This window comes from Micromonospora sp. C28SCA-DRY-2 (assembly GCF_030519475.1).
In the GTDB taxonomy this organism is placed as follows: Bacteria; Actinomycetota; Actinomycetes; order Mycobacteriales; family Micromonosporaceae; genus Micromonospora.
This window is the reverse complement of sequence record NZ_JAUMKD010000001.1, coordinates 790,188-815,447: the sequence shown is the minus strand read 5'-3', so window position 1 is coordinate 815,447 and position 25,260 is coordinate 790,188. Positions and strand designations below refer to the sequence as shown.

Here is a 25,260-nt window from a genome sequence, read left to right as displayed (position 1 = left end):
GGCCGTCCCGGCAGCCGGCTGGCACCCCGGGTCGGGTGGGGATCTTGCGGGCACCTGGCCGCGTATACCAACTTAATTACGACTACGACCGATTCGTGACTGTCATACCGGGGAACCCGGCACCGAGGGCGTTTCATTGGTGCACGGCGCGTGAACGCGCCACGGCGTCCCGGGAGGTGTGATGGAGACCGCCGATCCGCGCAACTCCGTCCCACCTGGACGCACCGGGCCGTTCTCCGCCTTCGTGGCAGCGGTGCTGGCCGCCGCCGTGCTGGTCTCGGCGCCGTCGTTGGCCGCACTGCCGGAGCAGGTGTCCCGGCTGCCGGCGGCGTTCTGGACGATGGCGGTGCTCGCGGTCGGCTGCGACGCGCGCCCGTTCGTCCCGCCGGGGCGACGGCAGTCCTCCGCGGTCTTCCCGTCGACCTGCTTCACCTTCGCCATCCTGCTCGGCTGGGGGCTCGGTCCGGCGGTCGCGGTGCAGGCGGTGGCGGTGGTGGTCTCCGGGTGGCGGATGGGGCACGCCGCCTGGCGCACCGCGTTCAACGCCGGCCAGTACGCCTGCGCGCTGGCCGCCGCGTACGGCATCACCCGGCTCGGCCCGGACGGCATCTTCGACGGCCACCGGCTGCACTGGGCCGACGTGGCGGCCGTCGCCGGCGCCACGGTGGCCTGGTTCGCGGTCAACTACGGCCTGGTCAGCGCGGCCGTACGGCTGCGGTTCGGCGACCGCTGGTGGCCGTCGGCCCGGCAGGGCCTGCCGTTCGAGCTGCTCTCCACCGGCTCGTTGCTGCTGCTGGCGCCCGTGCTGGTGGCGGCGGCGCGGGCCAGCGCGGCGCTGATCCCGCTGGTGCTGGTGCCGCTCTTCGCCGTGTACCGGATGGCCCGGCTCACCGTCGAGCAGCAGCAGGTGGCCTCGCTCGACCCGCTCACCGGGCTGCCCAACCGCAAGGCCCTGCTGGCCGAGGTCGGCGAGCAGGTGCACCTGCACGCCGAGCGGGCGGCGCGCGGCGAGCCGGACGCGCACCTGGCGCTGCTCCTGATCGACCTGGACCGGTTCAAGAACGTCAACGACGCCCTCGGCCACGCGGTGGGCGACCGGCTGCTGGTCGAGGTGAGCGCCCGGCTGACCGCGGTGGTCGACGAGCCGGACATGGTGGCGCGGCTCGGCGGCGACGAGTTCGCCATCGTGATGACCGGGCTCACCGACGCCGGGCAGGCGCGCGAGCTGGCCGACCGGGTGGTGCGGGTGCTCGCCGAGCCGGTGTCGCTGGACGGGCTGCCGCTGGACGTCGGCGGGTCGATCGGCATCGCCCTCTTCCCCGAGCACGGCGAGGACTTCGCCACCCTGATGCGCCACGCCGACGTCGCGATGTACGACGCGAAGCACCGCAACGACACCGTCGCGGTCTACGCCGCCGAGTCCGACCACAACTCCGCCGAGCGGCTCGGGCTCCTCGCCGACCTGCGCCGGGTGCTGGAATCCGGCCCGTCCACCGGCGGCCCGTCCACCGGCGGCCCGGCCAGCGGCGGCCCGGCCGGGGCCGGCCGGCTGGGTGCCGAGCCGCCCGTCGGGCCGAGCGGGGCCCGCGGTGGCGACGGCGCCACCCTGCCCGCGCCGTCCCTGCCGGCCGCGGAGGCGGTGCGCAACGGCGCCCCGACCACGCGGCCCGGCGGGGAGCCGGCGCCGAACGGTGCGGCGTACGCCCGCTCGCGCGGGGACGCGGCGCCGGGTGGCACGGAAGCGGCCGGGCCGGGCGGGGAGTCGGTGTGGCGCGGTGCCCCGACCGCCCTGCCCGGCGGCGCGGCGGCGACCAGGCCGGGCGAAGAGGCGGTGCCGAACGGTGCGGCGACTGCCCCGCCGGGCGGGGCGGCGGTGCCGGGCGGCGCTGGGGCGACCAGCGGCGGGCGGCGCTCGCGCCGGTCGGCGGACGGCCGTCCTGATCGCCGGTGGTGGGCCCGGCGCCGGCAGCGACCCGACCCGGCCCACCAGGACGACGAGCTGATCGCCCGGATCCTCACCGGCGCCGACCCGATCCGGCGGCGGGCGTCCACCACCCCCACCGTGGACCGGCGGCGCGCGGCGGACCGCGAGCGACCGCGACCGGCGGGCGAACCGGCGGCAGTTGTCCCGGCCGAGCCGGCTGGTCTCGCCGCCGACGAGGCGCGGCCCGGTGACCGGGCGTCGCTGCCCGGCCGGGACGCCGACGCCCCGCCGGCGGCCCCGCCGGTCGCGCCGGCCCCGGAAGCCGGCGAGATCACCATGTACTACCAGCCGCAGATCGCCATCGCGACCGGCGAGGTGGTCGGCGTCGAGGCGCTGCTGCGCTGGCGACACCCGCGGCGGGGCATGGTCGACCCGGAGGAGCTGATCCGGGTCGCCGAGCAGAGCGCGGTGATGCGCCTGCTCACCCGCCGGGTGGTCGACGACGTGGTGGAGCAGCTCGCGAAGTGGTCGGCCGCCGGCATCGGGCTGCGGGCGGCGGTGAACGTCAGCGTCCGGGACCTGCACACCGGGGAGATCGCCGACCAGATCGCCGACCGGCTCGCCCGGTACGGCGTACCGCCGCAGCGGCTGCAACTGGAGATCACCGAAGGTGCCCTGATGGCCGACCCGCGCCGGGTGCTGGCCACCATCGCCCGGCTGCACCGGATCGGGGTGGGCATCGCGCTGGACGACTTCGGCACCGGCTACTCGTCGCTGCAACACCTGCGCCGGCTGCCGCTGTCGGAGGTGAAGGTCGACCGCTCGTTCGTCCTCGGGATGGCCGAGGACGCCGACGACGCGGCGATCGTCCGCTCGATGATCGAGCTGGCCGGGGCGCTCGGGCTGCGGGTGGTCGCCGAGGGCGTGGAGGACGAGCGGACCTGGCGGATGCTGCACGCGGCCGGCTGCGACGCCGCGCAGGGCTGGTTCTACGCCCGCCCGATGCCGGCCGAGGAGCTGGTCGGCTGGCTGGCCCGCTACCGGCCGGTCCGGCCGGTCGGCGGCCCGGACAACGACCTGCCGCGCCGGTCGCCCCGCTGACCGGCCCGCCCCCTCCCGGCGCGGGGAGGGGGTGTCGGGGGCGGGACGCCGGAGCGGAACAATAGACTCGCTCCGGTCACCGCGCGTCACGCTCCACGCCGCGTGGTCGGCACACCGCCCGGAGGAAGCAGCACAGTCACGAAGGGGGCACTGATGGCCGCCATCTCCCGCGAGGAGGTCGCGCACCTGGCGCGACTGTCGCGGCTCGCCGTCACGGAGGAGGAGCTGGACACCTTCGCCGGCCAGCTCGACGTGATCCTCCAGGCGGTCGCCCAGGTCGGCGAGGTCGCCGCCGCGGACATCCCGCCGACCTCGCACTCGGTGCCGCTGACCAACGTCCTGCGCGAGGACGTGGTGACGCCGTGCCTGACCCCGGAGGAGGCGCTGTCGGGCGCGCCCGACGCGGAGGAGCAGCGGTTCCGCGTACCGCGGATCCTGGACGAGGATGTGGCGTCATGACCGACCTGACCAAGCTGACCGCGTCGGAGATCGCCGGCCTGGTGGCCGCGGGCGAGACCTCCGCCGTCGAGGTCACCCAGGCGCACCTGGACCGGATCGCGGCGGTCGACGACCGGGTGCACGCCTTCCTGCACGTCGACTCCGAGGGCGCGCTGGCCGCCGCCCGCGCGGTGGACGAGCGGCGGGCCGCCGGTGAGCGGCTCGGCCCGCTGGCCGGGGTGCCAGTCGCGGTCAAGGACGTGCTCACCACCAAGGGCGTGCCGACCACCGTCGGGTCGAAGATCCTTCAGGGCTGGCGCCCGCCGTACGACTCGACGATCGTGCGGCGGCTGCGCGAGGCCGGCACGGTGATGCTCGGCAAGACCAACATGGACGAGTTCGCGATGGGCTCCTCCACGGAGTACTCCGCGTACGGCCCGACCCACAACCCCTGGGACCTGAGCCGGATCCCGGGCGGCTCCGGCGGCGGCAGTGCCGCGGCGCTGGCCGCGTACGAGGCGCCGCTGGCGATCGGCTCGGACACCGGCGGCTCGATCCGCCAGCCCGGCGCGGTCACCGGCACCGTCGGCGCCAAGCCGACCTACGGCGGCACGTCCCGCTACGGCCTGGTGGCGTTCTCCTCCTCGCTGGACACCCCCGGCCCGTGCGCCCGTACCGTGCTGGACGCGGCGCTGCTGCACGAGGTGATCGGCGGGCACGACCCGGCCGACTCCACCTCCATCCCGCAGCCGGTGCCGGACGTGGTGGCCGCGGCGAAGCGCGGCGCGACCGGCGACCTGACCGGGGTGAAGCTCGGCATCGTCACCGAGTTCACCGGCGAGGGCGCCGAGCCGGGCGTGATGGCCGCGTTCCGCGAGTCGGTCGACACGCTCACCAAGCTGGGCGCCGAGATCGTCGAGGTGTCCTGCCCGAACTTCAAGTACGCCCTGCCGGCGTACTACCTGATCGCGCCGAGTGAGTGCTCCTCCAACCTGGCCCGGTTCGACGGCGTCCGGTTCGGCCTGCGGGTCGGCGACGACGGCAACCGGTCGCTGGAGGAGGTCATGTCGCTGACCCGGGAGGCCGGCTTCGGGCCCGAGGTCAAGCGCCGCATCATGATCGGCACGTACGCGCTGTCGTCGGGCTACTACGACGCCTACTACGGGCAGGCGCAGAAGGTCCGCACCCTGATCACGCGCGACTTCACCGCCGCGTTCGAGCAGGTGGACGCGCTGATCTCGCCGACCACCCCGTTCGTGGCGTTCCCGATCGGGGCGCGCACCTCCGACCCGTACCAGATGTACCTGGCCGACCTGTTCACCATCCCGACGAACCTGTACGGCGGCCCCGGCATCTCGGTGCCGTGCGGGCTCTCCGAGGGGCTCCCGGTCGGCCTTCAGGTCATGGCCCCGACGATGGCCGACGACCGGATGTACCGGGTCGCGGCCGCGCTGGAGAGCGCCGTCGGCACGTTCACCCCACCGGCACTGTGAGGCAGGAGCACCGATGACGACGACACTGCCCGCGTACGACGAGGTCGTCGCGCGCTACGAACCGGTGATCGGCCTGGAGACCCACGTCGAGCTGGGCACGAACACCAAGATGTTCTGCGGCTGCCCGACCGACTTCGGTGGCGCGCCGAACACCCGGGTCTGCCCGGTCTGCCTGGGCCTGCCCGGCTCGCTGCCGGTGGCGAACAAGGCGGCCATCGAGGCGACCATCCGGATCGGCCTGGCGCTGAACTGCTCCATCGCGCAGTGGTGCCGGTTCGCCCGGAAGAACTACTTCTACCCGGACATGCCGAAGAACTTCCAGATCAGCCAGTACGACGAGCCGCTCTGCGTCGACGGCTACCTGGACGTCGAGGTGAACGGCGAGCTGGTGCGGATCGGCATCGAGCGGGTGCACCTGGAGGAGGACACCGGCAAGACGCTGCACGTCGGCGGCGCCACCGGCCGGATCCACGGCGCGACCGAGTCGCTGGTCGACTACAACCGGGCCGGCATCCCGCTGGTCGAGATCGTCACCAAGCCGGTCGCCGGCACCGGCGCGCTCGCTCCCGAGGTGGCCCGGGCGTACGTCACCGAGCTGCGTGACGTGATCCGCTCGCTGGGCGTGTCCGACGTGCGGATGGAGGAGGGGTCGCTGCGCTGCGACGTCAACACCTCCCTCAACCTGCCCGGGCAGGAGTGGGGCACCCGCACCGAGACCAAGAACGTCAACTCGCTGCGCTCGGTCGAGCGGGCGGTCCGTTCGGAGATGCTGCGGCAGGCGGCCGTCCTCGACGCCGGTGGCCGGATCACCCAGGAGACCCGGCACTTCCACGAGGACACCGGCGACACCACGCCCGGCCGGTCCAAGGAGACCGCGACCGACTACCGGTACTTCCCGGAGCCGGACCTGGTGCCGCTCGCGCCGGACCCGGCCTGGGTCGCCGAGCTGAAGGCCGCCCTGCCGGAGCTGCCCCGGCTGCACCGGCGCCGGCTGCAGGAGCAGTGGGGCCTGTCCGAGGCGGACATGCAGTCGGTGCTCAACGCCGGCGCGGTCGAGCTGATCGAGCAGACAGTGGCCGCCGGCGCCAGCCCGGCCGCCGCCCGCAAGTGGTGGCTGGGCGAGCTGTCCCGGCGGGCCAACGAGACCGGCGTGGAGCTGGCCGACGTCGGGGCCACCCCGGCGCAGGTCGCCGAGCTCCAGGGCCTGGTCGACGCGGGCAAGCTCAACGACAAGCTGGCCCGGGTCGTGCTGGAGGGCGTGGTGGCTGGCGAGGGCTCGCCGACCGAGATCATGACCAACCGCAACCTGGAGGTCGTCTCGGACACCGGCGCGCTCACCGCCGCCGTCGACGAGGCGATCGCCGCCAACCCGGCCATCGCCGAGAAGGTCCGCAGCGGCAAGGTCGCCGCGGCCGGCGCGCTGGTGGGCGCGGTCATGAAGGCCACCGGCGGCCAGGCGGACGCGAAGACGGTCCGCGAGCTGATCCTGGCGCGCCTCGGCGTCCAGGGCTGAACCACCAGCGGACGGCCGCCGCCGGGACCCGGTGGCGGCCCGTCCCGCCCGCAACGCGCGCGACCCGCGCCACCCCTCGGCAGGGCGTCAACGGCGACGCCCGGATGGAGCCACCGTGAACCAACACGACCTCGACGTCCTCGACGAGATCCAGCGGCGGGTGCTCTGGCTCGCCACCCGGATCGTCGACGCGGCCAACCACGACCGGGACACCGGCGACGGGGTGAAGGTGGGTGGGCACCAGGCGTCCAGCGCGTCGCTGGTCACCGCGATGACCGCGCTCTGGTTCGCGCACCTGGACGCCGAGGACCGGGTGGCGGTCAAGCCGCACGCGTCGCCGGTGTTCCACGCCATCCAGTACCTGCTGGGCAACCTGGACCGGTCGTACCTGACGAAGTTGCGGGCCCGGGGCGGCCTCCAGTCCTACCCGTCGCGCACCAAGGACCCGGACGGGGTGGACTTCTCCACCGGCTCGGTCGGGCTCGGCGCGGCGGCACCGCTGTTCGCCGCCGCCACCCGGCGCTACGTCGACGCGCACTTCGGGCCGCGCCCGCGGTCCCGGTTCATCGCGCTGATCGGCGACGCCGAGCTGGACGAGGGGAACATCTGGGAGGCGGTCGCCGACCCGGCCACCACCGGGCTCGGCAACGTCATGTGGCTGGTCGACTTCAACCGGCAGTCGCTGGACCGGGTCGTCCCCGGGGTGCGGATCAACCAGTGGCGCGGGCAGTTCGAGGCGGCCGGCTGGCACGTGGTCGAGGTCAAGTACGGCCGCAAGCTCGCCGAGGCGTACGCCCGCCCGGGCGGCGACGCGCTGCGGTCCTGGATCGACGCGATGCCCAACGAGCAGTACCAGTCGCTGTTCGGGCTGGCCGGCCCCGCGCTGCGCAAGCAGTTCCTCGACGGCGCGCCGGCCGGCATCGCGGAGTTCATCGCCGACATCCCCGACGAGGAGCTGGGGCCGCTGGTCACCGATCTCGGCGGGCACGACCTGGCGGCGCTGCTCGACGCGTACGCCCAGTGCGACGCGGTCACCGACCGGCCCAGCGTGGTGTTCGCGTACACGGTGAAGGGCTGGGGGCTGCCCATCGCCGGCAACCCGCGCAACCACTCGGCGCTGCTCTCCACCGAACAGGTCGACACGCTGCGCGCGGCGCACGGGCTGACCCCGCAGACCGAGTGGGACCGCCTCGACCCGGCGTCGGCGGCCGGCATCCGGGCCGGCGAGCGCCGGGAGACCCTGTCCCGCCCGCCGCGCCGGCGGGCGCTGGGGATCACCGTCCCGGAGACCACCCGGGTACGCGCCAACAAGCCGATCTCCACCCAGGAGGTCTTCGGCCGGGTGCTGGTCGATCTGGCCCGCGACCCCGAGGTCGGGAAGTACCTGGTCACCACCGCGCCGGACGTGGCCACCTCGACCAACCTCGCCGGCTTCATCAACAAGACAGGGGTGTTCGCCCCGACCGAGCAGCGCTCCTGGACCGAGGACCGGATGCTGCGCTGGACCGAGAGCCCCGCGGGGCAGCACATCGAGCTGGGCATCTCGGAGATGAACCTGTTCCTGCTGCTCGGCCAGCTCGGCCTGTCCTGGGACCTGTCCGGCCAGCCGCTGCTGCCGGTCGGCACCGTCTACGACCCGTTCGTGCTGCGCGGCCTGGACGCGTTCCTGTACGGCACGTACTCCGGCTCCCGGTTCGTGGTCGCCGGCACCCCGTCGGGCATCACGCTCGCCCCGGAGGGCGGGGCCCACCAGTCCACCATCACCGCCTCGGTGGGCCTGGAGCTGCCCGGCGTGACCTTCGTCGAGCCCGCGTACGCGACCACCCTGGACTGGTTGCTCTGCGACGCGCTGGGCCAGATCGCCGGCGGGGCGAGCCCGTCGGCCACCGCCGCCCCGGCCGAGGACGGGGCGTACTACTTCCGGCTCAGCACCCGCCCCATCGACCAGGCGCCGTTCGAGGCGGCCCGGGCCCGGCTGGGCGACGCGGTGCTGCGCCGGCAGGCGGTGGCCGGGGCGTACCGGCTGGTGGACGCGCACCAGGCGTACCCGCACCTGGCCGACGCGCCGGTGGTGCAGCTGGCCGCGTCCGGCGCGGTGCTGCCCGAGGTGCTGGCGGCGGCGGCCGAGCTGGCCGAGGAGGGCATCGCCGCGCACGTGGTGGACGTGACCAGCCTGGACCGGCTCTACCGGGCCTGGCAGCGCACCCTGCGCCAGGGCGTGCGCACCGCGACCGTGCCGAGCGTGCCGGGCGCGCTGCGCACCGCCTTCGCCGACCGGGTGCCGGTGGTGACCGTGCACGACGCCGCGTCGCACGCGATGGCCTGGCTCGGCTCGGCGCTCGGCGCCCCGGCGGTGCCGCTCGGGGTGGACGAGTTCGGCCAGTCCGGCAGCGTCGGGGAGCTGTACGAGCTGCACGACCTGCTGCCCGGCAGCATCGTCAACGCCGCCCTGGCCGCCCTAGCCCTGCGCTGAGCCGCCCCGGCGGGTCAGCGGGTCGGGGTGGGGGTGACCGGGACCGGGGCGCCGGCCTTCGGGTTCTCCACGATGTGCCGCTCCAGGTTCACCTGGGCCTGGCCGGTGCCGCCCACGGTGATGTCGTCGTACGCCTGGAGCAGCTTGTCCTTGTCGAAGTAGAGCACGCTCATGGTCAGCGGGGTCGGCTTCTCGCCCTCCAGGCCCCGCAGCCCGGCGCCGCCGGTGGAGCCCTGCACCATGAGCTGGGTCGGCATCTGCCCGGCCACCTCGGGCAGCTTCGACACCTGCCGGTTGTGGGTGTGCCCGGCGAGCACCAGCGGGCAGGTACCGGAGAGCGGGCCCGCCGAGGCCGGGTCGTGCACCAGCGCGATGTTCACCGGTTGCGGTGAGCTGCGCACCGTGGCCGCCAGTTGCTCGCCGGCGCCGATCACCTGGTCGGCGACCTGCCGGGTGAGGCCGCTGCCGGCCGGCGAGGTGTTCTTGTCCGGCGTGAAGCGCGGGTCGCCGATGCCGGCGATGGTGAGTCCGGCGACCGTCGTGGTGCTGTTGTTCAGCACGATCGCGTTCGGCTGGCGGGCCACCGCGGCCGCCGTCCGGCCCGAGTCGTGGTTGCCCCGGATGAAGACGTACGGCTTCTTGAGCAGCCCGATCGAGCCGACGTAGTTGGCCTCCGGCTCGCTGCCCCAGTCGGTGATGTCGCCCGTGTCGATCACCACGTCGATGCCGAACTGCTCGACCACCGTGCGGATCAGCTGCCAGCCGGTCGGGTTGAGGTGCATGTCGGAGACGTGCAGCACCCGGGTGGTGTCCGGCTCGGGCTCGTAGACCGGCAGCGCCGACACCGTGGTGTAGAGCTGGCTGACGTTGCCGACGATGCGCTGGAGCTGCTCGGCGTAGCGGGTGTAGTCGTTGGCGATCCGGCGCGCGTCGCCGACGATCGCCGGGGCGTTGACCAGCAGCCCCTCGTAGCGCGGCTCCTCGATCGACTGCGGGCGCAGGGTGGCCGCGGCGGCGCCGAGGCTGCCGGCGGTGACCAGCAGCGCGAGCGTGCCGGCCCAGGCCGCCCGCCGTGCGTTGCGGAACACCAGCAGGGCCAGCACCAGGGTGACCAGCACGGCCGACGCGACGGTCCGCAGGCCGAGCCGCATCACCCCCTCGCGGACGTCGTCGACCGCGGACTGGCTCGCCCGGTTGATGCTCGCCGGGTCGTCGAGCAGTGCCTCGGTCCGCCCCTGGTCGAGCGCGCCCAGCTCCACTGTCAGGTGGGTCGGCCCGTCGTGGCTGTCGAGCAGCAGCGCGCCCAGCGGCGGGATGTCGACGGTGGTGCTGCCGCTGGTCGCCGGGGCCACCCGCAGGTCGGCGTGGAACGGCCCGATGTCGGTGCTCACCTGACCGCCGGCCAGCACGCCGAGCACCACGCCGACCAGCGTGACCGCCAGCACGGCCAGGGTCACCCCCAGCCGGCGCACCGGCCGGCGCCAGTCGGGCCGGGTGCCCGGGCGCGCTCCGAACGGCACGTCGGGGGCGTGGCCGGTCACCGGAGTCTCCTCGCCTCCGCCGCCGTGCTCCTCGTTCTGCTGCCCATCCATGTGTTCCCGACCTGCCCAGTGAAGGATCTTGACAAACCCGCGGGCGCCGTCAGCTCCGGCCGGCCCCGCCGTCGGCGAAGACCAACCGCAGCAGCCGGTCGTCCTCCGGCGCCGGGTCACCCCGCCCGTCGTGGTTGGAGGTGCTCACCCAGAGCGAGCCGTCCGGGGCGGCCACCACCGCCCGGAGCCGGCCGTACCGGTTGGTCAGCAGCTCCCGCGGCTGGCCGAGGACGGTGCCGGTGTCGGTCAGCTCGACCAGCCAGAGGCGCTTGCCCCGCAGGCACCCGGTGACCAACACCCGGTCGACAGCGGCCATTCCCGAGCAGGACGCGTCCGACGTCGGCCACTGGACGACCGGGTTGACGAAGCGCTTGTCGTCCTCGCGCCCCTCGACCTGCGGCCACCCGTAGTTGCGGCCCTTGGTGATCTCGTTGATCTCGTCCCAGGTGTTCTGGCCGAATTCGACGGCGTACATCCGCTTGCCGGCGTCCCAGGCCAGGCCCTGCACGTTGCGGTGCCCGACCGACCAGACGGGGGAGTTGGGGTACGGGTTGCCCGGCGCCGGCTTGCCGTCGGCGGTGATCCGCAGGATCTTGCCGCCGAGCCGCTTCGGGTCCTGCGACTGCGGCCGGTCGCCCGCGTCGCCGGTGCTGGCGTAGAGCCGGCCGTCCGGGCCGAAGGCGAGCCCGCCGCCGTTGTGGATGCCGGCCTTGGGGATGCCGGTCAGGATCGGCGTCGGCTCCTCGCCGAGCCGCAGCCGGGCGATCCGGTTGTCCTGCTCGGTGGTGTAGTAGACGAAGACCGACCGGTCCCGGGCGTAGTCGGGGGAGACGGCGATCCCCATCAGGCCGCCCTCGCCGGCGGCGGCCACGTCGGCGATGGTCTGCACAGCGGTGACCTTCAGCCCGTCCGGCCCCGACTCGGGGCCGACCTTGAGGATGCGGGCGGTGTCCCGCTCGGTGACCAGCGCGCCGCCGTCGGGCAGGAACGCGATGCCCCACGGCACCCGCAGCCCCTTGGCCAGCACGGTGGTGACGACCTGCTGGCCCGCGCCGCCGGGGCTGGCGGTGGCCGAGGGGGTCGGGAGGTTGGGCGGCTCGCCGGCCGGGTCGGGCTCCGGCTCGCCGAAGCTGCAGCCGGTCACCGCCAGCAGCAGCGCCGCGCACGGCGCCGCGACGGCCGCCCGGAGGCGGCGGGTGCGGGGGTACGGGGGACGGGCGCTCACCGGCCCAAGGTTAGCCCGCCGGGGCCCCGGAAACCGGCCCGACGGAGCCGACCCGCGGTGCGCGGTCGGGGTGGCCGCCGCCGGGGTGGCCCCGCGCTTCCGGTTCGGCCGGCCCGAACGGCGTGCGGTCAGCGGGCCCGGACGGCGAGCAGCGCGACGTCGTCCTCCCGGCTGGCGGCCCCGGCCAGCAGCAGGTCGCAGAGTTCGGCCAGCGGCAGGGCGTGGGTGCCGGCCAGCCGGTCGAGCAGCTCCGAGGTGCCGTGGTCGATGGACCGGTCCCGCCGTTCCACCAGGCCGTCGGTGTAGAGCAGCAGGGTGTCGCCCGGGGCGAGGCCGGTGGTCCGGGTGGTCCGGGGCACCGGCCGGGCCAGCCCCAGTAGGGGTTCCGGGGCCCCGGCGAGCGCCCGGACCGTCCCGTCGGCCCGGACCACGAGCGGGGCCGGGTGCCCGGCGTTGCACCAGTTGACCGACCAGCCGCCCGCGCCGTCGCGGTGCAGCCGGAGCAGGATGGCGGTGGCGGCGGAGGGGATGCGCAGCCCCCGGATCACCTCGTCCAGGTGGCTCATCAGCTCGCCGGGGGCGTCCGGCCGGCCGAAGGCGTTGCCCCGGACCAGGTTGCGCAACTGCCCCATGGTGGCCGCCGCCTCGATGTCGTGGCCGGCGACGTCCCCGATGGCCGCGACGAGGTCCCCGTCGGGCTGGACGAACGCGTCGTACCAGTCCCCGCCGACCTCCACCCGGTCGGCCGCCGGCTGGTACCGGGCGGCCAGTTCCAGGCCGCGGGTGGTGGGCAGGTGCGGCAGCATGCTGTGTTGCAGGACGTGGGCGACGTGCCGCTGCTCGCCGTAGATCGAGCTGTTGCCGATCGCCAGCCCGGCGCGGCGGCCGATGTCCAGCGCGGTGAGCAGGTCGCCGTCGTCGAAGCTCCGCCGGCCCGGCCCGTTGACCAGGGTGATGGTGCCGAGCACCCGGCCCCGCCCGGTGTCGGTGACCGGCACGGTCAGGTGCGAGGCGAAGCCGACCCGGGCCGCGATCTCCGGCATCTCCGGGCCGACGGTGCCGCGCCGGACGTCGGCGGAACCGCCGGCGCCGCCCAGCACCGGACGGCCGGTGCGCAGCACCGCGCGGGTGATCGACTCCGGGCTGAGCCGGGTGCGCATCAGGTCGGCGAAGCGCGCCACGTCGGCCGCGTGGGCCGGGTCCCGGTGGGTCCCGGTCACCTCGTACGGCGAGCCGTCCGGCCCGACCAGCGTCACCAGGCACCAGTCGGCCAGCAGCGGCACCATGGTCTCGCCGAGCCGGCGCAGCGCGGTGGACACCTCCAGCGTGCCGGCCAGCGTCTCGCTCAGCCCGGCCAGCAGCTCCAGCCGGGCGTGCGCCTCCTCCGCCCGCCGCCGGGCCTGCTCGGCGCCGTCCAGCGCGATCCGCAGCCGCAGCTCCGACGAGCAGGCGGCGGCCAGGTCGGCGAGGGTCCGCAGCTGGTCGGCGGTCCAGGCGCGGGGTCTGCTGTCGATGGCGCAGAGCGCGCCGAGCACCCGGCCGGCCAGGTCGGTCAGCGGCATCCCGGCGTACGCGACCACACCGAGGTCGGGCACCGCCCGGTTGTCGCGCACCCGGGGATCGAGCCGGGCGTCCGGGAGCACCATCGGCGCCGGGATGTCCACCACCTGCTGGCAGAACGAGTGGCTCAGCGGCGTCTCGCGCAGCGCGGCCCACGGCTCCGGCAGGCCGACCGCCCCGGGGAAGAACTGCCGGTCGGCGGAGACCAGCGAGACCAGCGCCACCGGCACGTCGAGCAGGTCACCGACCAGCCGGGCGAACCGGTCGAACGCCTCGTCCGGCGCGGGCCCCAGGCCGGTCTCGTCCAGCGACCGCAGCCGGCCCGGGTCGGCCAGCCCCGTACTCGGCACGGAAGGCGGAGTGCGCTGTCCACGGGGGCCGTCGGTCATCGTGCACCTGTCTGGCGAGGGGCGGAGGGAGGCCGGCGGCACTCCGGCCACCCGTATACCCCGGCGAATCGGCGGCGACTCGTGCCGCCGGGGCGGTCGCGGTCGTCGGCTGCGTCACCCCGCGCCGCCCGGTCGGCTCGGTCACCGGGTGGCACCCGTCCGGGTGCCGGGATCCGCCCCGACCGGCCGGCCACCGGGGCGGGGGCATAGGGTCGGCGGGCGTGAAGGTATGGATCCCGCACGAGGCCGGGCGCGCGCTGCTCGGCGAGCCGCCGACGGGCGTCACGGTCGAGGTGGCCGAGGACCGGGCCCGGCTCCCCTCGGACGTGGCCGGCGTCCGGTTCTGGGTGCCGCCGTTCCTGGCCGGTCCGGCCGCCGCCGCGCTGGTGCGCGAGTTGCCCGACCTCGAGGTGGTGCAGCTGCTCTCCGCCGGGGCGGACGCCTGGGTCGGCCGGATCCCGGCCGGGGTGACCCTCTGCGACGCGCGCGGGGTGCACGACCCGTCCACCGCCGAGTGGGTGGTCGCCGCGATCCTGTCCCAACTGCGCGCCTTTCCCGCCCTGGCCCGGGCGCAGGCCCGCCGGGAGTGGGCGTACGACGCGGTGGCGCCCACCGACGAGCTGGCCGGCAAGCGGGTGCTGATCGTCGGAGCCGGCTCGATCGGCTCGGCGGTGCGGGCCCGGCTCGCCCCGTTCGAGGTCGACTTCACGCTGGTCGCCCGTACCGCCCGCCCCGAGCAGGGCGTGTTCGGCGTTGACGAGCTGCCCCGGCTGCTGCCGGAGGCGGACGTGGTGGTGCTGCTGGTGCCGCTGACCGAGCGGACCCGGGGGCTGGTGGACGAGAAGTTCCTCGCCGCGATGCGGGACGGCGCGCTGCTGGTCAACGCCGCCCGCGGGCCGGTCGCCCGGACCGACGCGCTGGTCGCCGAGCTGTCCACCGGCCGGATCTCCGCCGCGCTGGACGTCACCGACCCGGAACCGCTGCCCGCCGACCACCCGCTCTGGGCGATGCCGAACGTGCTGCTCACCCCGCACGTGGCCGGCTCGGTGCGGGGACTGCTGCCGCGCGCGTACCGGCTGGTCGGCGACCAGGTGCGGCGGTTCGCGGCCGGTGAGCCGCTGATCAACGCGGTGGTCGACGGCTACTGAGCCGCCGCCCGGCGCCGGCAGCCGTGGCGGACCGGCCCGCCGCTGCCGCGGACGGGCTGGCGCTGTCGCGGACGGCACCCGCTGTCGCTGACGGGCGGCCGGGCGGGTCGCCGCGGCCGCGCCGGTCGCGGCGCGGAAGGGTGGCCCCGGCTCAGCCGGCCGAGCCGGGCAGGGCCTGCCCGGTCGCCGAGACCAGTCGGGGTAGATCAGTGCCGCGTACCGCCGGCAGCACCACCTGCTGCCCGTCGTCGAGCCGGGCGACCGCCCGCCCGCGGGGGTCGGTGGCCAGTTCGACGACGTGCTCCCAGCCGATCCGGCGCTGCCCGGCGAGCGCCCGCAGGCGCAGCTCCCGGGCGTCGGCGTCGGTGCCGGCCCGCCACGCCCAGAGCCCGACCGCCACCGGCACGAGCAGCACCGGCAGCAGGTACCAGCGGGCGCTGGCCAGCGGCAGGGCGCCAATGGCCGCGATGACCGCGGCGACCAGGATCGCCTGGTTGTAGCGGAAGCGGACGGTGTCGGAGCGGCTCACCCCCCGATGATCCCACCCCGGCCCGGTGCCGTTCCCGTCGGGCGGAAACCGGGTGGGCGGATCGACCCCGGTAGTGACGTGGGTCACTGTCCGGTGCCCGTCACCCGGCCGGCCGTCCCTCGTTCGGCTCTGGTGGACGGTGGACTCGGCTCCGCGCCGCCGCCCGCGCCCCGCACCGCCCCGTGCCCCCCTCACGAAGGCGATCGCCGTGCCCCTTCCGTACCCCTCCCTCGTCTCCCTCCCGCCGGCGTCCCGACGCCTCCAGCGGCACGCCGCCGACGCGGCCTGCCCGGCGGTGGCACTGGTGCTCGCCGCGTGGCTGCTGCTGCCCGAGGGGCTCAGCGGCCCGGCCCGGCTCGCCGTGGCGGTGGCGCTCGGCGCGCCGGCCGCCTGCGCCCTCGTCACGCTGACCGAGGCCTACCGGTACGGCGGGGTCGGGCGCTGCCAGCTGGTCGGGGCGTCCAGTGTGCTCGGGCTGGCCGTGCTGGGCGCCGGGCACCAGCTCCGCGCGGGTGCGGCCGACCCGACCGCCGTCCTGCTCGCCCTGGCGGTGGTGCCGCCGCTGGTGCTCCGCGAACTGCTCGGCGAGCGGCGGGCGCCGGCCGAGCCGCCGGCCGGCCGTGCGTCGGTGCCCGCCGACCGTGCGCACCTGGTGCGCGCCCTGGACGCGTTGCGGGACGCGCCGGTGCCGTCCGGGGCGCTGCTGGTCGTCGAGCTGACCGCCGCCGCCGAGGGGCCGGGGTACGCGGTCCGCGAGGACGTGCTGGCCGAGGCGGTCCGCCGGGCCCGCGCGGTGCTCGGCCCCCGGGACCTGCTCGCCGAGCCGAGCGGCGCCGGGTTCGCCGTGCTCACCGCCGCCGGCCCGGTGCTGGCGTACGCGCTGGGCACCCGGTTGCTGGCCGCGCTCACCCAGCCCTATCCGGTGCCGGGGGCGGTGCTGCGGTTGCGGGCCAGCATCGGGCTGGCCGAGATCGCCGGATCCGGGCCGGAGGACGTGCTGCGCCAGGCCGACCTGGCCCGGCGGCGGGCCGTCCAGCTCGGCCGGGACCGGGTCGAGTGGTACGACGCCTACCTGGAGGAGCAGCTGGTCCGCCGGCTGGACCTGGAGCGGGAGCTGCCGGGGGCGCTCGCCCGGGGCGAGCTGGACCTGGTCTACCAGCCGGTGGTCGGGCTGGCCGACCGGCTTCCGGTGGGCGCGGAGGCGCTGCTGCGCTGGCGCAGCCCGGTGTTCGGCACGGTGCTGCCGGCCGAGCTGCTCCCGGTGGCCGAGGACCTGGGCCTCGTCGGGGAGGTGGGCTGCTGGGTGCTGGAGCGGGCCTGCCGCCAGCTCGCCGCCTGGTCCACCGGCGGCCGGCAACTCTGGATGGCGATCAACGTCAGCGTTCCCGAACTCGTCTCGCCGGACTTCGTGCCGCGTACCGCGGCGGTGCTCGACGCGTACGGGGTGCCGCCGGACCGGCTGGTGGTCGAGGTGGCCGAGCCGCGGGTGGGTGCCGAGCTGCCGACCGTGGTGGCCCGGCTGGCCGGGCTGCGGTCGCTCGGCATCCGCACCGCGCTGGACGACTTCCGGGCCGAGCACGCCTCGCTCGCGCAACTGCGCCGGCTGCCGATCGACCTGCTCAAGGTCGGCCCGGAGCTGGTCGACCCGGCGGATCCGGAGCGCCCACTGATCGACGTGGTGGTGAACGTCGGCGACCGCCTGGGGCTGGAGATCGTCGCCGAGGAGCTGGAGTCGGCCGCCCACGTCGAGGGGGCGTGCCGGGCCGGCTGCCGCTACGGCCAGGGGTTCGCGCTGGCCCGGCCGGCCACCGCGGAGCGGGTGGAGGCGTACTTCGAGGAGTTCCCCTCCGCGTTCCGCTGAGGCCCCGCCGGTCCGGCCGGTTCAACCGTTCCGCGGCGGCGCGGTGCTGCCGCGCGGGGTGAGGTGCGCCGTCTCGTCCTGCAACCCGGTCGGGTCGGCGCCGCCGATCACCGCCAGCAACTGCCGGGCGGCCTGCGCGCCGTAGGCCGGGATGTCCCGGCTGAGCGCGGTCAGCGACGGGTGCACCAGCTGGCAGAGGGGCGAGTCGTCCCAGGCCACGATGGACAGGTCACCGGGAACGGCGAGCCCCATCTCCTGGGCCACCGACAGGCCGGCGATCGCCATCACGTCGTTGTCGTAGATCACCGCGGTCGGTCGGGCGGCGGAGCTGAGCAGCCGGCGGGTGGCCCGGGCGCCCTCCTCGCCGGTGTAGTCCGACGGCACGGTCACCGCGTCGGCCAGCCCGAGCCGCCGGCAGGCCCGGTCGAACGCCTCGGTGCGGATCTCGGTGTGCAGCAGGTCGGGCAGGCCGCCGACCCGGGCGATCCGCCGGTGCCCGAGCGCGACGAGGTACTCCACCGTCTCCACCAGCGCGGCCGCGTCGTCGGACCAGACGCTGGCCAGCCGTCCGGTGCCGGTCGGGCCGCCGATCACCACCGCGGGCAGGCCGAGTTCCTCCAGCACGGGCACCCGGCGGTCGTCGGTGCGCAGGTCGCAGACGAGCACGCCGTCGACCCGCCGTTCGCCCCACCAGCGCCGGTAGACAGCGATCTCGGCCGCCGGGTCGGCCACCACCTGGAGGGTGAGGGCGTACGACCGGGCGGCGAGTTCCGCCTCGACGCCGCTGATCAGCTCCATGAAGAACGGCTCGATGCCGAGGGTGCGGGCCGGGCGGCACAGGGCCAGCCCGACCGCCTCGGCGCTGGCGCCGGAGAGCGCCCGGGCGGCGCTGCTGGGGCTGAAGCCCATCTCGGCGGCGATGGCGAGGATCCGCTGGCGGGTGGCCGCGGAGACGCCGGGTTGGCCGTTCAGCGCGTACGACACCGCGCCCTTGGAGACCCCGGCCCGTCGGGCGACGTCGGCGATGGTCGGCCGCTTCACCGGCGTGCTCCTCCTCCCTCCCGCGCGGTGGCGGGACGGCGTTTTCCCGGCCCGCCCGTGGCGGGACCGTCCGTCCGACCCGGGGACGTGCCCGCCGGGCGGCCGGCGGAGATCACGGTACTGCACCCGGCCGGTGCCTGGCTGCCGCGCCGAGACGGCCCGCTCGGGGCTACGACCTTTTCCGGTTAAGTCTCACTGCCCGGCATCGGGAGTCAGCGGGCCGGCCTATCCGCATCAAGGTCGACCGCACGCATGATCGTGCTCCCATGGCGCTCGGATCCATCGGGGGAGGTCGGCGGTTGTCGATCGTTTGACACTGTCGCAACCGGCCCGTGCGGTGTCCATGCTTATCCGGTTAAGTCAACGTCTCTCGATCTACGGAGGGTTCCAGCATGCGGAGGGTGAGATGAGACGGGGCCCTTCTCGGCTAGGCCGCACCATTGATTTGAAGGATTCTGCAAGTGCTAAAGTCTTCAGGTCTGTGCGGCGGGTGGCCGCGCGACAGGGGGAGGCGACGGCGTGTCAGTGCCGCTGTACCAGGCGAAGGCCGAACTGTTCCGCACGCTCGGGCATCCGGTGCGGATCCGGGTGCTGGAGCTGCTCCAGGACGGGCCCAGGCCGGTCCGCGACCTGCTCGCGGCCATCGACGTCGAGGCGTCCAACCTCTCCCAGCAGCTCGCCGTGCTGCGCCGCGCCGGCATGGTCAGCACCTGGCGGGACGGCTCCCTGGTCATGTACGCGCTCAGCACCCCGGACGTGGCCGACCTGCTCGCCGCCGGGCGGCGGATCCTCGGCGCGGTCCTCGCCGACCGGGACGGGCTGCTCGGCGAGCTGCGGGCCGACAGGTCCACCCGGTGAGTGCCGCTGCCGTCCTGCTCCGCCATCGCCTCCTCGGCCTGCTGCCGCAACCCGCCGACTGGCGCGCGGTGCGCCGCTCGCCCCGCCGCGACCTGCTCGCCGGGGTCACCGTGGCCGTGGTGGCGTTGCCGCTGGCCCTGGCCTTCGGCGTCACCTCCGGCCTGGGCGCGCAGGCGGGCCTGGTGACCGCGGTGGTCGCCGGCGCGGTCGCCGCCGTCTTCGGCGGCTCCAACCTCCAGGTCTCCGGCCCGACCGGCGCGATGACAGTGGTGCTGGTGCCGGTGGTGCAGCGCTTCGGCGCGACCGGCGTGCTGATGGTCGGGGCGATGGCCGGGCTGCTGCTCATCGCGCTGGCGCTGGCCCGCCTCGGCCGGTACGTCCGCTACCTGCCGGTCCCGGTGATCGAAGGGTTCACCGCGGGCATCGCGGTGGTCATCGCCCTGCAACAGGTGCCGGCCGCGCTCGGGGTGGCCGACGCGCACGGCGAGCGGGTCTGGGCGGTCGCCGCCGACGCGGTGGTCCGGTTCGCCGCGCACCCCGCGCCGGCGCCGCTCGCGCTGGCCCTCGGCGTCGCCGCGCTCATGCTGCTCGGCGCCCGGTGGCGTCCCGGGCTGCCGTTCTCGCTGATCGGGGTGGCGCTGGCCACCGTGCTCGCGGAGACCGTGCCGGTCGAGCTGGCCCGGATCGGCGCGTTGCCCAGCGGGCTGCCGGCGCCGTCGCTGGGCTTCCTCGACCCGGCCGCGGTCGGCGTGCTGCTGCCCTCCGCGCTGGCGGTGGCGGCGCTGGCCGCGCTGGAGAGCCTGCTCTCCGCCACCGTCGCCGACGGCATGACGGTCGGCGAACGCCACGATCCCGACCGGGAACTGTTCGGTCAGGGGCTGGCCAACCTGGCCGCACCGGTGTTCGGCGGCATCCCGGCGACCGCCGCCATCGCCCGGACCGCGGTGAACGTGCGGGCCGGCGCGCGTTCGAAGCTGGCGTCACTCACCCACGCCGTCGCGCTCGCCGCGATCGTGCTGGCCGCCGCCCCGCTGGTCGGCCGGATCCCGCTGGCCGCGCTGGCCGGCGTCCTGCTGGCCACCACCGTGCGGATGGTCGAGGCGGGTTCGCTGCGGGCGCTGGCCCGGGCCACCCGGGGCGACGCGCTGGTGCTCGTGCTCACCTTCACCGTCACCGTGGCGCTCGACCTGGTCACCGCCGTGGCGGTCGGGGTGGGCGTGGCCGTGGTGATCGCCCTGCGCGCGGTGGCCCGTACGGCCCGGGTGGAGCAGGTCCCGCTGGACCGGGGAGAGCACAGCGCCGAGGAGCACGCGCTGCTCGCCGACCACATCGTGGCCTACCGGCTGGACGGGCCGCTGTTCTTCGCGGCGGCCCACAACTTCCTGCTCCAGCTCTCCGACGTCGCCGACGTACGGATGGTCATCCTGCGGATGTCCCGGGTCTCCACCATCGACGCCACCGGCGCGCAGGTCCTCGGCGACGCCATCCTGCGGTTGCAGGGCCGCGGCATCACGGTGCTGCTCTCCGGGATCGCACCCGGCCACGACCAGGTGCTGGCCGCCCTGGGGGTGGCCGACCAGTTGCGCCGCGACGGCCTGGTCTTCCCGGACACCCCCAGCGCCATCCGGCACGCCCGGTCCGTCGCGCTCGCCGCTGACCGGCCGGCCGAGACCGCGCCCGCCGGTGCCCCCGGTCGCTGAGACGCCGGCCGGCGGGCACGGGCCGACACGCTCCGGGCCTCCCGGCGCGGTCGGGCCGTCGTGCCCGGTGGGGCTCCCGTCGAAGCCGTGGTGCCGGTTGCGGAAAGGCGACGATCCGGCGGGGGCGCCTCCCCGCCGGATCGTCCGGTCAAGCGTTGGGTGGTCGGGCGGTCAGCCGCGGGCCGCGGCGAGCACCTGGCCGACCAGTTCGCCGGAGGTGCCGGAGCGCTCGTACTCGGGCCGGTTCAGGGCGCCGCCCATCAGCGGCCGCGGGTTGCGGTGCACGGCGGGGCTGTCCGAGGTGACCAGCGCCGCGAAGTGGTACTCCTGCGCCCCGGTGGCCGCGATGATCCGGGCGATGTTGCGCGGGGTGATGCCACCACCCGGCATGACGACGATGCGGTCGCCGGCCCGGCGGACCAGTTCGGCGATGAGCGGCGCCCCCTCCAGCACGCTCACCTCCTGACCCGAGGTCAGCACCCGGTGCACGCCCAGCTCGACGAGCTGCTCCAGCGCCTGGAACGGGTCCCGCACCATGTCGAACGCCCGGTGGAAGGTGATGCTGACGTCCCCGGCCGCCTCGATCAGCTTCCGGGTGGTGGGGACGTCGACGTCCCCCTCCGGGGTCAGCGCCCCGATCACCACGCCGTGCGCGCCGGCCGCCACCGCCGCCCGCACGTCACGCACCATCGCGTCGACCTCGGCCGGCGAGTAGATGAAGTCACCGGCCCGGGGGCGGACGATGACGTGCACCCGGATCCGGTCCACGCTGCGCAGGGCGGTCTCGATGGTGCCGATGCTGGGCGTCAGCCCGCCGTCGAACAGCGCGGAGCAGAGCTCCACCCGGTCGGCGCCGGCCGCCTCGGCGGCGATCGCCCCCTCGACGCTGTCGATGCAGATCTCGAATGTCGTCATCAGTCTTCCTTCTCCGTGCGGGCCGGTCCCGCGGTCCAGTCGATGGCGGCGGTGACGGCGCCCACCGGTTCGCCTCCGCCGAGCACCGGCACCCGGCGCAGCTCCGCGGCGCCGTCGACCGCCGCGCCGGCCTCGGCCAGGGCGGCGAGCGCGATCACGGTGGTGGCGCGCGGGCTGCCGTCGATCGCCTTCACGGCGACCGCGTAGCCGTCGGGGGTCGCCACCCCCAGCACGCCCTCGGCGCCGCCCTTGGCGAGCACCCCGGGCAGCGCCCGCATGAGGTCGGTGTTCGGGTGGCCGTGCCAGCCGCCGACGTGTTCCGGATGGCGGCGCATCGCCTCCGCCACCCGCGCCTCCGGGCTGCCCGGCTCCGCCGCGGCGAGCGCCTGGAAGGTGCGGGCCAGCCCGGTCAGCGGCAGGCCGAACAGCGGCGCGCCGCAGCCGTCCACGGCCACGGTGCTGACCGGGGTGCCGGCCAGTCGCGCCACGGCGGCGGCGGTCTCGCGCTGCACCGGGTGGGCCGGGTCGAGGTAGTCGTGCGTCGACCACCCCCGGGCGGCGGCGGCGAGCAGCATCGCGGCGTGCTTGCCCGAGCAGTTCATCCGGATCCGGCTGCGCCGCTCGCCGGCCCGGATCAGCCGCTCCCGGGTGGCCTCGTCCTCCGGCCAGTCGACCGGGCACCCCAGCGCGTCCTCGGTCAGCCCGGCGGCGGTCAGCAGGTCGCGTACCACTGCCACATGCCGGTCGTCGCCGGTGTGGCTGCCGGCGGCGATGGCCAGCGCGGGCCCGGCGAGCACCCCGGCCCGCGCCGACGTGGGCCCGGCGGCCTCGGTGACGGTCAGGCAGGCCAGCGCCTGCACCGGCTTGAGGGTGGAGCGGGGCAGCACCGGCTCGTCGGGTACGCCGGCCCGCAGCGCGACGGCGCCGGTCGGGTCGAGCACCACGACGCTGCCGTGGTGGCGGCTCTCCACGAAGCCGTTGCGGGTCACCCGGGCCAGTTCGGCGTACGGGCGGTCGGTCACCGGTTACCCCCTGGGGTGAGGACGGCCGGGTCCGGTCGGGCCGACCGGCCGCGGCCGGTGAACCGCCCGTTGCGGGCCTGCAGGACGCGGGCGAACTTCGACAGCGAGGCGTTGACCACCAGGTAGATCAGCGCCACCACCAGGAACGTCTGGATCAGCAGGTTGGTGTACGAGGCGAGCACCTGCCCGCTGTAGAGCAGCTCGGTGTAGCTGACCACGAACCCGAGCGAGGTGTCCTTGAGCAGCCCGACCAGCTGGCTGACCAGGGACGGGGTGAGCTGAAGCAGGGCCTGCGGCAGGACCACCAGCCGCATCACCTGGCCCCGGCGCAGCCCGACGGCCAGTCCCGCCTCGGTCTGGCCCCGGTCCAGCGCCTTGATGCCGGCCCGGAAGATCTCGGCGAAGGCCGCCGAGTTGGAGACCACCAGCGGCACCACGAGCTTCCAGAACAGCGGGAAGTTCAGGCCGTACCGGGGCAGCGCGAAGAGCGTCACGTAGATCAGCAGCAGCGCCGGGACGGTCCGGAACACCTCCACGTACGCGCCGGCCAGCCACCGGACCGGGCGGTGCACCGACAGGCGGCCGAGCGCCAGCAGCAGCCCGAGCGCGGCGCTGAGCACGGCGGTCGCCGCGGCGGCGAGCAGCGTGTTCCAGAGCGCGTCGAGCAGGTAGCGCCAGATCGGCCAGGTGGTGAAGGGCTGCCACCGGTCGGCGGCGAGTTCGCCGTAGCTGGCGAACCGGTGCACCGCCCAGGCGAGCCCGCCGAGCACGGCGAGCGCGCCCAGCACGGTGGCGATCCGGATCCGGCGCTGGGCGCGCGGGCCCGGCACGTCGAAGAGGATCTGCTGGTTCGGGTTCATCGGACGATCGCCAACCTTCGTTCCAGCGTGCCGGTGAGCCGACCGATCACCAGCGCCAGCAGCATGTAGGCCAGGCCGGCGCCGGTGAAGACGGCGATCGGCTGGGCCTCGACGAGGTTGACGTTGTTGGCGGCCTGGGTCAGCTCGACCACCCCGACCGCGGCGGCCAGCGAGGTGTTCATCAGCAGCGCGATGCAGATGTTGCCCATCGGCTGGATCACCGCGCGCAGTCCCTGCGGCAGGATGACGTACCGCAGGGACTGGCTGAAGGTGAGCCCGATGGCGCGGGCCGCCTCGGCCTGCCCCACCCCCACCGTGTTGATCCCGGCGCGGATCGCCTCGGCCAGGTACGCCCCCTCGTAGGCGGCGATCACGATGGCCGCCGACGTGAACAGCGGGAACGTGATGCCGATCGTGGGCAGCGCGAAGACGAAGAGCACCAGCAGGGCCAGCAGCGGCAGGTTCTGCAGCACCTCGACGTAGACCATGCCGACGCTGCGCAGCAGCGGCACCGGGCAGACCCGCAGGGTCGCCACGACGACGCCGAGCAGCAGCGCGCCGAGGGTGGTCACGACGGTCAACTGGACCGTCGTGACCAGCCCGTGGCCGAGTTCGTCGAGGTGGGCGGTGAGGGCGTCCATGACGGGTGCGGGTCCTCAGGAACCTTCGACGGAACCGATCGCCGGCGGGGTCGGGGTGCCGCCCTCCACCACCGAGCCGAGGGTGCTCTCCCAGACCTTCGCCCAGGTGCCGTCCGCCTGGATCTTCTTGAGCCAGTTGTTGACGAACTCCTTGAACTGGGCGTCCTCCCGGTTCAGGCCGATGCCGTACGCCTCGGTGGTGAACGGCTCGCCGACCACCTTCATCCCCGGGTTCGCCTTGGCGCCCGAGGCGAGCAGGGTGAAGTCCTGCACGTAGGCGTCACCGCGCTTCTGCAGCAGTGCCTGCACGGCCTGCGGGTCGGTGGCGAAGGCGACCTGCTTGGAACCGGGGGCCGCGCTCGGCAGCGCGGTGACCGCCGGGGTGTTCGCGCCGACGATGACGGTCTTGCCGGCCAGGTCCTGGACGCCCTTGATGCCGGTCTCGTCCTTGCGGACCGCGACGGCCAGGCCGGAGGTCAGGTACGGCCCGGCGAAGGCGACCTGGGTGGCCCGCTGCGGGGTGATCGTGTAGGTCTGGAAGATCACGTCCACCGACTTGGCCTGGAGCATCGCCTCCCGGGTCTGGGTGCCGATGGTCACCGTCTTCACCTCGGGCTTGCCGATGATGTACTTGGCCAGCAGCTTGGCCATGTCGGCGTCGAAGCCCTCGATCTGACCGGTGACCGGGTTCTGCTGGGACAGCAGCGGGGCGTCCAGCGAGCCGCCGACGTTCAGGTAGCCGCGCTTGCGGATCATGTCCATGGTGGAGCCGGCCGGGATCTCGGCGTCCGACGCCACCGGGGCGGCGTCGAAGACGGACTGGGCCACCTTCTCGCCGCCGGCGTTGCCGGGCAGGGTCGGGGCGGAGCCGCCGTCGCCGCAGCCGGCGGCGGCGAGCGCGACGGTCACCGCCGTCGCGGCCACGGTCAGCGCGCGGCGTCGCGTGAAGCTCGTGTGGAGAAACGACATGCCACCCT

Annotated in this window: 19 protein-coding genes; 9 read left to right on the top strand and 10 right to left on the bottom strand. The window is 75.1% G+C overall.

Features of this window, described 5'->3' with window-relative positions; all coding sequences use genetic code 11:
• The first annotated feature begins 181 nt into the window (after positions 1-181).
• The 5 genes from Q3W71_RS03670 (at position 182) to Q3W71_RS03650 (ending at position 8,942) form a co-directional block, all read left to right on the top strand.
• A complete protein-coding gene (locus Q3W71_RS03670; RefSeq protein ID WP_302917837.1) occupies positions 182-3,025 on the top strand; it encodes an EAL domain-containing protein in 2,844 nt (947 codons plus the stop codon).
• Positions 3,026-3,178: 153 nt separating this feature from the next.
• Positions 3,179-3,484: an Asp-tRNA(Asn)/Glu-tRNA(Gln) amidotransferase subunit GatC gene (gene gatC / locus Q3W71_RS03665; protein ID WP_088995614.1), complete on the top strand. Its 306-nt coding sequence runs from the start codon at positions 3,179-3,181 to the stop codon at positions 3,482-3,484.
• Positions 3,481-4,956: an Asp-tRNA(Asn)/Glu-tRNA(Gln) amidotransferase subunit GatA gene (gene gatA, locus Q3W71_RS03660; RefSeq protein WP_302917836.1), complete on the top strand. Its 1,476-nt coding sequence runs from the start codon at positions 3,481-3,483 to the stop codon at positions 4,954-4,956. The genes gatC and gatA overlap by 4 nt, the downstream gene beginning before the upstream one ends.
• 13 nt (positions 4,957-4,969) lie before the next feature.
• Positions 4,970-6,469, top strand: coding sequence for an Asp-tRNA(Asn)/Glu-tRNA(Gln) amidotransferase subunit GatB (gatB, locus tag Q3W71_RS03655; protein WP_302917835.1), 1,500 nt, complete (start codon positions 4,970-4,972; stop codon positions 6,467-6,469).
• A 115-nt stretch (positions 6,470-6,584) separates the two neighbouring features.
• Positions 6,585-8,942, top strand: coding sequence for a transketolase C-terminal domain-containing protein (locus Q3W71_RS03650; protein ID WP_302917834.1), 2,358 nt, complete (start codon positions 6,585-6,587; stop codon positions 8,940-8,942).
• A gap of 14 nt (positions 8,943-8,956) precedes the next feature.
• On the opposite strand, the gene Q3W71_RS03645 is transcribed toward Q3W71_RS03650, so the two are convergent.
• From Q3W71_RS03645 to Q3W71_RS03635, 3 genes are all read right to left on the bottom strand, one after another.
• Positions 8,957-10,534, bottom strand: coding sequence for a metallophosphoesterase (locus Q3W71_RS03645; RefSeq protein ID WP_302917833.1), 1,578 nt, complete (start codon positions 10,532-10,534; stop codon positions 8,957-8,959).
• 49 nt (positions 10,535-10,583) lie between these two features.
• On the bottom strand, positions 10,584-11,759 hold the full coding sequence (locus Q3W71_RS03640; RefSeq protein WP_302917832.1) for a sorbosone dehydrogenase family protein: 1,176 nt from the start codon (positions 11,757-11,759) through the stop codon (positions 10,584-10,586).
• Positions 11,760-11,887: 128 nt separating this feature from the next.
• Positions 11,888-13,708 (bottom strand): SpoIIE family protein phosphatase, encoded by a 1,821-nt coding sequence (locus Q3W71_RS03635; RefSeq protein WP_302917831.1) that lies wholly within the window; start codon positions 13,706-13,708, stop codon positions 11,888-11,890.
• A gap of 221 nt (positions 13,709-13,929) precedes the next feature.
• Between Q3W71_RS03635 and Q3W71_RS03630 the strand changes: the two genes are divergently transcribed.
• Entirely contained in the window at positions 13,930-14,856 is a 927-nt protein-coding gene (locus Q3W71_RS03630; protein WP_302917830.1) for a 2-hydroxyacid dehydrogenase, read from the top strand.
• 151 nt (positions 14,857-15,007) lie between these two features.
• Here Q3W71_RS03630 and Q3W71_RS03625 read toward each other — a convergent pair whose 3' ends face one another.
• Entirely contained in the window at positions 15,008-15,385 is a 378-nt protein-coding gene (locus Q3W71_RS03625; RefSeq protein ID WP_302917829.1) for a PH domain-containing protein, read from the bottom strand.
• Positions 15,386-15,593: 208 nt separating this feature from the next.
• Between Q3W71_RS03625 and Q3W71_RS03620 the strand changes: the two genes are divergently transcribed.
• On the top strand, positions 15,594-17,246 hold the full coding sequence (locus tag Q3W71_RS03620; RefSeq protein ID WP_302917828.1) for a bifunctional diguanylate cyclase/phosphodiesterase: 1,653 nt from the start codon (positions 15,594-15,596) through the stop codon (positions 17,244-17,246).
• 21 nt (positions 17,247-17,267) lie between these two features.
• Here the strand turns inward: Q3W71_RS03620 and Q3W71_RS03615 are convergent, their stop codons facing one another.
• Positions 17,268-18,287 (bottom strand): LacI family DNA-binding transcriptional regulator, encoded by a 1,020-nt coding sequence (locus Q3W71_RS03615; RefSeq protein WP_302917827.1) that lies wholly within the window; start codon positions 18,285-18,287, stop codon positions 17,268-17,270.
• A 519-nt stretch (positions 18,288-18,806) separates the two neighbouring features.
• On the opposite strand from Q3W71_RS03615, the gene Q3W71_RS03610 reads away from it, so the two are divergent.
• Positions 18,807-19,145 carry a helix-turn-helix transcriptional regulator gene (locus tag Q3W71_RS03610; protein WP_302917826.1) on the top strand — a complete coding sequence of 113 codons (339 nt, stop codon included), beginning with the start codon at positions 18,807-18,809 and terminating at the stop codon, positions 19,143-19,145.
• Positions 19,142-20,845 (top strand): SulP family inorganic anion transporter, encoded by a 1,704-nt coding sequence (locus Q3W71_RS03605; RefSeq protein ID WP_302917825.1) that lies wholly within the window; start codon positions 19,142-19,144, stop codon positions 20,843-20,845. Before Q3W71_RS03610 ends, Q3W71_RS03605 begins: the two co-directional genes overlap by 4 nt.
• Before the next feature lie 171 nt (positions 20,846-21,016).
• Here the strand turns inward: Q3W71_RS03605 and Q3W71_RS03600 are convergent, their stop codons facing one another.
• Genes Q3W71_RS03600 through Q3W71_RS03580 form a run of 5 tightly spaced genes read right to left on the bottom strand, consistent with a single transcriptional unit; the run spans position 21,017 to position 25,252 of the window.
• Entirely contained in the window at positions 21,017-21,760 is a 744-nt protein-coding gene (locus Q3W71_RS03600) for a copper homeostasis protein CutC (protein WP_302917824.1), read from the bottom strand.
• Positions 21,760-22,782, bottom strand: a complete 1,023-nt coding sequence (locus Q3W71_RS03595) for an asparaginase (protein WP_302917823.1) — start codon at positions 22,780-22,782, stop codon at positions 21,760-21,762. Before Q3W71_RS03595 ends, Q3W71_RS03600 begins: the two co-directional genes overlap by 1 nt.
• On the bottom strand, positions 22,779-23,642 hold the full coding sequence (locus tag Q3W71_RS03590) for an amino acid ABC transporter permease (RefSeq protein ID WP_302917822.1): 864 nt from the start codon (positions 23,640-23,642) through the stop codon (positions 22,779-22,781). Before Q3W71_RS03590 ends, Q3W71_RS03595 begins: the two co-directional genes overlap by 4 nt.
• Positions 23,639-24,283 carry an amino acid ABC transporter permease gene (locus Q3W71_RS03585; RefSeq protein WP_302917821.1) on the bottom strand — a complete coding sequence of 215 codons (645 nt, stop codon included), beginning with the start codon at positions 24,281-24,283 and terminating at the stop codon, positions 23,639-23,641. Before Q3W71_RS03585 ends, Q3W71_RS03590 begins: the two co-directional genes overlap by 4 nt.
• Positions 24,284-24,298: 15 nt before the next feature.
• A complete protein-coding gene (locus Q3W71_RS03580; protein ID WP_302917820.1) occupies positions 24,299-25,252 on the bottom strand; it encodes a glutamate ABC transporter substrate-binding protein in 954 nt (317 codons plus the stop codon).
• Positions 25,253-25,260: the final 8 nt, after the last annotated feature.